The organism is Erwinia sp. (assembly GCF_049696395.1).
Taxonomy (GTDB): Bacteria; Pseudomonadota; Gammaproteobacteria; order Enterobacterales; family Enterobacteriaceae; genus Erwinia.
Map to the genome: position 1 here is coordinate 1 of NZ_JBAVTT010000143.1, position 6,831 is coordinate 6,831.

Below are 6,831 nucleotides of genomic sequence, written 5' to 3' on the forward strand. Positions count from 1 at the left end.
TCCCCATGCGAGAGTAGGGAACTGCCAGGCATCAAATAAGCAAACAAGCCTCATGCGAAAGCATGGGGCTTTTTTGTTATGGGAATGACAGAAGGCGGTTACCGCTCTCAGAGAGCAGGACAAACGAGCCGTAAGGTGAAGTTTGAGGCCCGCAGGGTGAACGGACGTTCACAAACTGCCGGGCATCAAACAGGCAATAACCCCAGCCGGAAGGTTTGGGTTTTTTGCGTTTTCGGGACTGTAAATAATCGAAAGTCGGTAGAAAACAGCGCATTCATAGCCTCTGAAACCTCTTCAGACAGTTAATGCCACAACAAATCACCCCCCTCAAATGGGTATAAGTCTCCTCAAAACGGTCAGAATTACAGCAATAAAAACACTTAAATCAGCATAAACCGGAATAAAAAAAGACGCCGTGCTGACGCACGACGCCTGTTCCTGTCCAGTTATCGCTGTATCCAGACTCAGACTCAGACTCAGACTCAGACTCAGACACCAACCTTAGTCCTGACAGCAGGGTATTCATCTCATAAATTCCGCTGCAATAAGCCAAAGGGTGGGCATAAAAAAGCCCCACCTTGCGGTGAGGCTATCATTACAGTTCGCTACTTAACAAACGCTAACTCAATGAATTACCTGAGAAAGGAAGGCGCGCGTGCGTTCTGACTTCGGATTAGAGAAGAATTCCTGCGGTGGGGCTTGCTCAACGATCTCACCCCGATCCATAAAGATCACTCGGTCAGCTACGGTACGGGCAAAGCCCATCTCGTGCGTGACGCACAACATGGTCATACCATCCTCAGCCAGACCAATCATGGTATCCAACACTTCTTTCACCATCTCTGGATCCAGTGCCGAAGTCGGTTCATCAAACAGCATGATCTTAGGCTTCATACACAGAGATCGAGCAATCGCCACACGCTGCTGTTGTCCGCCGGAAAGCTGCCCGGGAAACTTATGGGCGTGCTCGGAAATGCGCACCCGTTCCAGATAGTGCATAGCCAGGGCTTCAGCTTCTTTCTTCGGGGTTTTACGCACCCAGATTGGGGCCAGCGTGCAGTTCTGTAAAACAGTCAGATGAGGGAACAGATTAAAGTGCTGGAACACCATTCCTACTTCTGTACGCACACGTTCAATATTACGCAGATCGTCATTCAGATGAATACCATCAACAACAATACGGCCCTGCTGATGTTCTTCCAGGTGGTTGATACAACGAATAGTCGTTGATTTACCTGAACCTGAAGGCCCGCAAAGCACAATGCGTTCGCGAGGTTTAACATGCAGGTTAATATCTTTCAGCACGTGGAACTGGCCGTACCATTTGTTCACATTTTCGAGCGTAATCATCATCGCGTCGTCGGATTGGTTCATAGGTGGGGTCATTTTAAGCCTCAGTGCGGTGTACGCCCGGTGTGAAAACGCTTTTCCAGATACTGGCTATAGCGCGACATGCTAAAACAGAAAATCCAGTAAACCAGTGCAGCAAAGACATAGCCCTCAGTCGACATCCCCAGCCATGCGGGGTCAACGGTTGCCTGCTGTACGCTACTGAACAGGTCAAACAGGCCGATGATAATCACCAGACTGGTATCTTTAAACAGAGCAATAATGGTGTTTACCAGACCTGGGATCACCAGTTTTAATGCCTGCGGCAGGATAACCAGCCCCTGCGTCTTCCAGTAGCCTAATGCCAGTGACTCTGCCGCTTCAGTCTGGCCCCTGGGCAGCGCCTGCAATCCGCCACGAACCACTTCGGCGACGTAGGCTGACTGGAACAGGATTACGCCAACCAGCGCTCGGATCAGCTTATCGATGCTGTTACCCTCTGACATAAACAGCGGCAGCATCACGGAAGACATGAACAAGACGGTGATCAACGGCACGCCGCGCCAGAACTCAATGAAAATCACTGAAAGGGCACGAACAACCGGCATGGATGAACGCCTTGCCAGAGCCAGTAAAATACCCAAAGGCAGGGCACCGGCGATGCCGATAGAGGCAATAATTAGCGTCAGTGTTAATCCGCCCCACTGGCGAGTTTCAACCCTATCCAGCCCGAAGAAGCCGCCATACAACAGGATCCAAACAGCCACAGGATAGACAACAGCCCAGACGGCGATATAAAGGCCACGCCGCGGAATGCTTTTCAGGAACATTGGCAGGATGGATAGCAGCCCAATAACCAGCGCCAGATTGATGCGCCAGCGCAGCTCATGAGGATATAACCCATACATGAACTGACCAAAGCGGGCATGGATAAACACCCAACAGGCGCCATCTTTAGTACAGTCCGCACGGGTTGTACCAATCCAGTTAGCCTGGAATACCAACCAATTAAGTGCCGGCGGGATCACAGCCCAGATAACCCATATACAAAACAGGGTCAGTAGAGAGTTACCCCAACTGGAGAACAGATTTTTTCTGGCCCAACTGACGGTGCGGGAAAAAGCATTCGTCGGGACGGGCGGGGTTTCGTGAGTTGCTAAAGTCATATTGATCCCGTTCTCTTAACGCTCAATCAGGCGGATTTTGCGGTTATAGATGTTCATTAACAGCGAAATCAGCAGGCTGATGACCAGATAGACGCCCATGGTAATAGCGATAGTCTCGATAGCCTGGCCAGTCTGGTTCAGCACCGTTCCTGCGAACAGCGACACCATATCGGGATAGCCAATCGCTGCGGCGAGCGAAGAGTTTTTCACAATATTCAGATACTGGCTGGTTAATGGCGGGATAATCACTCGCATGGCCTGAGGAATGATGACCTGGCGAAGCGTAACCGGATTCGGTATGCCCAGAGAACGCGCCGCTTCATGCTGACCATATGGAACGGACTGAATGCCGGAGCGGATCACCTCAGCAATAAAGGTTGAAGTGTAGATCGACAATGCCAGCGTAAGTGCCGCCAGCTCAGGGATCAAGGCAAAGCCACCGCGAAAGTTAAAGCCGCGAAGTTGAGGAATATCCCAGTGCATAGCGGCACCAAACACCAGATGCGCGATCGCCGGGAAGAGAATTAACATTCCCAGGGTAGCAGGCCATGTACGGCGCAGCTGACCGGTCTTGAGCTGATACGTGCGGTTGTAGCGGAACAGAGCAACGGTTCCGGCTACAGCCAGCAAAAGTGCAATGATGAACGGCCAGGTACCCGCTGCGTACTCCGGCCATGGAATATAGAGACCCCGATTACTGACAAAGGCTAAATCAAAAGCATTCGCTGCCTGACGCGGTCCTGGAAGGTTACGTAAGACGGCAAAGTACCAAAAGAAGATCTGCAGCAACGGCGGAATATTACGGAAGGTCTCGATATAGATAGTCGAGATTTTCCGCAGCAGCCAGTTGTCTGATAAGCGTGAGAGGCCAATAAAGAAGCCCAGGAACGAGGCAAAGACGATACAAAGAGCAGAAACCAGCAGGGTGTTAGTTAAGCCGACCAGAAACACGCGGGCATAAGTGTCAGCCTCGCTGTAATCGATCAGGTGCTGAACGATACCAAAGCCAGCGCTACGTTCAAGGAAACCAAAACCGGATGTAATGCCGCGGTTTGCAAGGTTAATGACGGTATTGTGAACCAGATACCCCACCACACCCAAAACTACGACAATTGCAATGATCTGGTACAGCCAGGCGCGCACCGCAGGATTACTGAATGAAAAATCCCTTTTTACGGTTGGGCGTTGAGACATGTTGAAACCTCAGTGACGAAAATTCTGACTAAGGCACCGGCAAGCCGGTGCCCTGTTAACGGTGGGAATTAACGTACTGGTGGTGCGTACTGGATGCCGCCTTTGTTCCAGAGGGCGTTCTGGCCACGGGCAATTTTCAGCTGACTGTCTTTACCGACGTTACGGTCAAAGACTTCCTGATAGTTACCAACCTGCTTAACGATGTTGTAAGCCCATTTGTTATCAAGTTTCAGGTCTTTGCCGAAGTCACCTTCAGAGCCCAGCAGGTGAGCCATATCCGGGGTAGTTGGCTTAGCGGCCATCTGATCAACGTTTTTAGAGGTGATGCCCATCTCTTCGGCGTTCAGCATAGCGAACAGAGACCATTTCACGATGGTGAACCAGTCATCATCACCACGACGAACGACCGGGCCCAGAGGTTCTTTAGAGATGACTTCTGGCAGCACGATAAACTCGGTTGGTTTGCCCAGCTTGATACGCAGTGCGTACAGCTGAGACTGGTCTGAAGCCAGCGTATCGCAACGACCAGTATCCAGCGCCTTCGCTGATTCGTCAGAGCGGTCGAAGGTGACCGGGGTGTACTGCATGTTATTGGCTTTGAAGTAGTCAGCCACGTTCAGTTCGGTATCGGTACCGGCCTGAATACAAACGGTTGCGCCGTCTAGCTCTTTAGCGCTTTTCAGGCCGGCTTTCTGGTGGGTCAGGAAGCCGATGCCGTCATAATAGTTCACGCCAGCGAAAATGAAGCCCATGCCGCCATCACGTGCAGAGGTCCAGGTAGTGTTACGGGACAGGATGTCTACTTCACCTGACTGCAGGGCGGTAAAACGCTCTTTTGCGGTCAACGGGGTATATTTCACTTTGGTAGCATCGCCAAAGACAGCAGCAGCTGTCGCACGGCAAACGTCCACATCGATACCGCTAAATTTGCCGCTGGCATCCGCAAACGAGAAGCCTGGCAAACCGTCACTGATACCGCACTGAACAAAACCTTTCTTCTTAATGGCATCCAGGGTGGTGCCGGCGTGAGCCTGATTCGCGACTGCAAACAGCGCTGCAGCGGCTACCAAAGTGGAGAGCATCATTTTTTTCATAAAGCATCCTGTGTGGCGAAATCATTATTATGTTTAACGCACGCTGTGGTGCACTTTTCCTGTCTGTGGCCGAAGCCATCCACGACACTGCAAAGGTAATGCCAAAATTGCAGAGCCCTGAATTTATTGGAAAGGTTTGCTAATAATTAGAAGCATCTTGAAAGTTTGCCTAATATCGCGCACTACAGGGGGGCAAAAACAGGTGGATTGGTCACAAATGGTGCATCGCGTTTCACTATATGGAAGCAATGTGAGCAAAAGCGTGTTTTATGTTATGAAATTGTAACTATGGAGGCGAGACCAACTCACAAAATGTGAGCTGGTTCAAAACAGAAGAGAGAGAGAAACGATTAATACAGAGAGCTGGCACCCTCTGGGCGAGTTTTAAAGCGACGATGTAGCCACAGGTATTGGCTTGGCGCGCGCATAATTTCGCGCTCAATCACTTTATTCATGTAAGCTGCAGCCTGTAGCTCATCTTCAACCGGATAGTCTTGCAATTCAGGCTGAATCACCAATTTATAACCGCTGCCATCTTCCTTACGAATCAGTACAACGGTGAGCATTGCCGGCTTAGCCATGCGGGCAATCATCCAGGTGCCACTGGTAGTAGCGGCTTGTGGAACCGCGAACAGGGGAGCGAATACGCTGCCTTTAGGGCCATAATCCTGATCGGGGGCGAACCACACGGCTTCACCTTGTTTCAGTGCCTTCACCATTCCGCGAAGGTCGCGGCGGTCAATCATCGCTTTGTTAGAGCGCATACGACCTTTCGTCTGTACCCACTCCATCAGTTTGTTGTTGTGAGGACGGTACATGGCCATCATTGGCTGGCACAGGCCCATGGTGCGGCCACCAAGCTCAAGAGACATAAAGTGGACGCCGATCATCAGGGCACCCCGACCGCCTTCCTGTGCGCTCTTCAGATTCTGCAGACCCTCAACGGTATACCAGCGCTTTACCCGGCGATCTGACCAGAACCAGGCCATGCCTGTTTCAAGTAATCCCATACCCAGTGATTCAAAATTTTTTACGATATGCTGTTCAAGCTCATCCGCTGACATTTCAGGGAAGCACAGTTCCAGATTGCGGCGAGCAATGCCAATTCGGCGTTTCAGGAACCGCATTGAGGTTCGACCCATCCAGGTGCCCAGTTTTTCCAGCAGGGGGAAAGGGAGCTGAACCAGTAAAAACAGAATTCCCACTCCGATCCAGGTTATCCAGTAACGTGGGTGCAGTAAGCGTCGGGTGAAATGGGGGGAAGACTTCATAATTCTCTCTTTAAGCGTGCATAGGGTATGTAGCGCAAGGAGATGTAAATCAGCAGCGATACAAAAGATTCGACAACCTCACGAACAGGAAGTTGATCCAGAGTGGAGTACTTTACACGATCCGGATAATTCTGGAGCTGAAAAAAGGCAATAAAAAAGGCGCTAACACAATGGTAGCGCCTCCAACACAATGAACCGAAACTTAGTTCATGCCGTATGTAAGTATAACACGTTCTCATGTTTGTGTATTCTATCTATATTCTCTTTTAAATCAATGCATTGATGAAAAAGTACCACTGTATATTGTTCCAGTGCTTTTTGTTGTTTATGCTGTTATGCAAAGAAACATGTATAAAGATTTGTATAAACATTTTGGGCTGGGTGATGAATGGCAGGCGAACTCAACAAGCTAAATGACAAAAAGCTCAGGGCGATTTATGGCGTTCCGTCCGCAAAAGATGAATTTTTTGCAGATGGTGCGGGGTTGAGCGCCAAAGTTACCAAAGCTGGTGGAGTGAGCTGGGTGTTTACCTACAGACTGGACGGGCAGAAGCTACACCGGCTGACGTTAGGCCGCTATCCCGATATGAGCCTGAAGGAATCACGAGTATCCCGTGATAAATGCAGACAGTGGCTTTCATCCGGTAAAGATCCAAAGCACCAGTTGGCATTAACTACACAGGAAACCTTAAAACCGGTGACTGTGAAAGAAGCGCTGGAATATTGGATCAGGGAGTATGCCGAAGAGAACCGTGCAAATGTAGAGCGACATAAAGC

At 50.2% G+C, this 6,831-nt stretch carries 6 protein-coding genes; 1 reads left to right on the plus strand and 5 read right to left on the minus strand.

The genetic code is table 11. The features are described from left to right. Positions 1 to 624: 624 nt before the first annotated feature. From WCC56_RS17470 to lpxP, 5 genes are all read right to left on the minus strand, one after another. The gene (locus WCC56_RS17470) at positions 625 to 1,386 is read right to left on the minus strand and encodes an amino acid ABC transporter ATP-binding protein (RefSeq protein WP_424693601.1); all 762 of its coding nucleotides are present in this window, start codon (positions 1,384 to 1,386) and stop codon (positions 625 to 627) included. An 8-nt stretch (positions 1,387 to 1,394) separates the two neighbouring features. Further along, positions 1,395 to 2,495: an amino acid ABC transporter permease gene (locus WCC56_RS17475; RefSeq protein WP_424693602.1), complete on the minus strand. Its 1,101-nt coding sequence runs from the start codon at positions 2,493 to 2,495 to the stop codon at positions 1,395 to 1,397. A 15-nt stretch (positions 2,496 to 2,510) separates the two neighbouring features. Next, on the minus strand, positions 2,511 to 3,689 hold the full coding sequence (locus WCC56_RS17480; protein ID WP_424693603.1) for an amino acid ABC transporter permease: 1,179 nt from the start codon (positions 3,687 to 3,689) through the stop codon (positions 2,511 to 2,513). 68 nt (positions 3,690 to 3,757) lie between these two features. Then, entirely contained in the window at positions 3,758 to 4,783 is a 1,026-nt protein-coding gene (locus WCC56_RS17485) for an amino acid ABC transporter substrate-binding protein (protein ID WP_424693604.1), read from the minus strand. Between the two features lie 350 nt (positions 4,784 to 5,133). Further along, positions 5,134 to 6,054, minus strand: coding sequence for a kdo(2)-lipid IV(A) palmitoleoyltransferase (gene lpxP, locus WCC56_RS17490; RefSeq protein WP_424693605.1), 921 nt, complete (start codon positions 6,052 to 6,054; stop codon positions 5,134 to 5,136). 388 nt (positions 6,055 to 6,442) lie between these two features. Between lpxP and WCC56_RS17495 the strand changes: the two genes are divergently transcribed. Further along, on the plus strand, positions 6,443 to 6,831 hold a 389-nt coding region (locus WCC56_RS17495), incomplete at its 3' end, for an Arm DNA-binding domain-containing protein (RefSeq protein ID WP_424693606.1).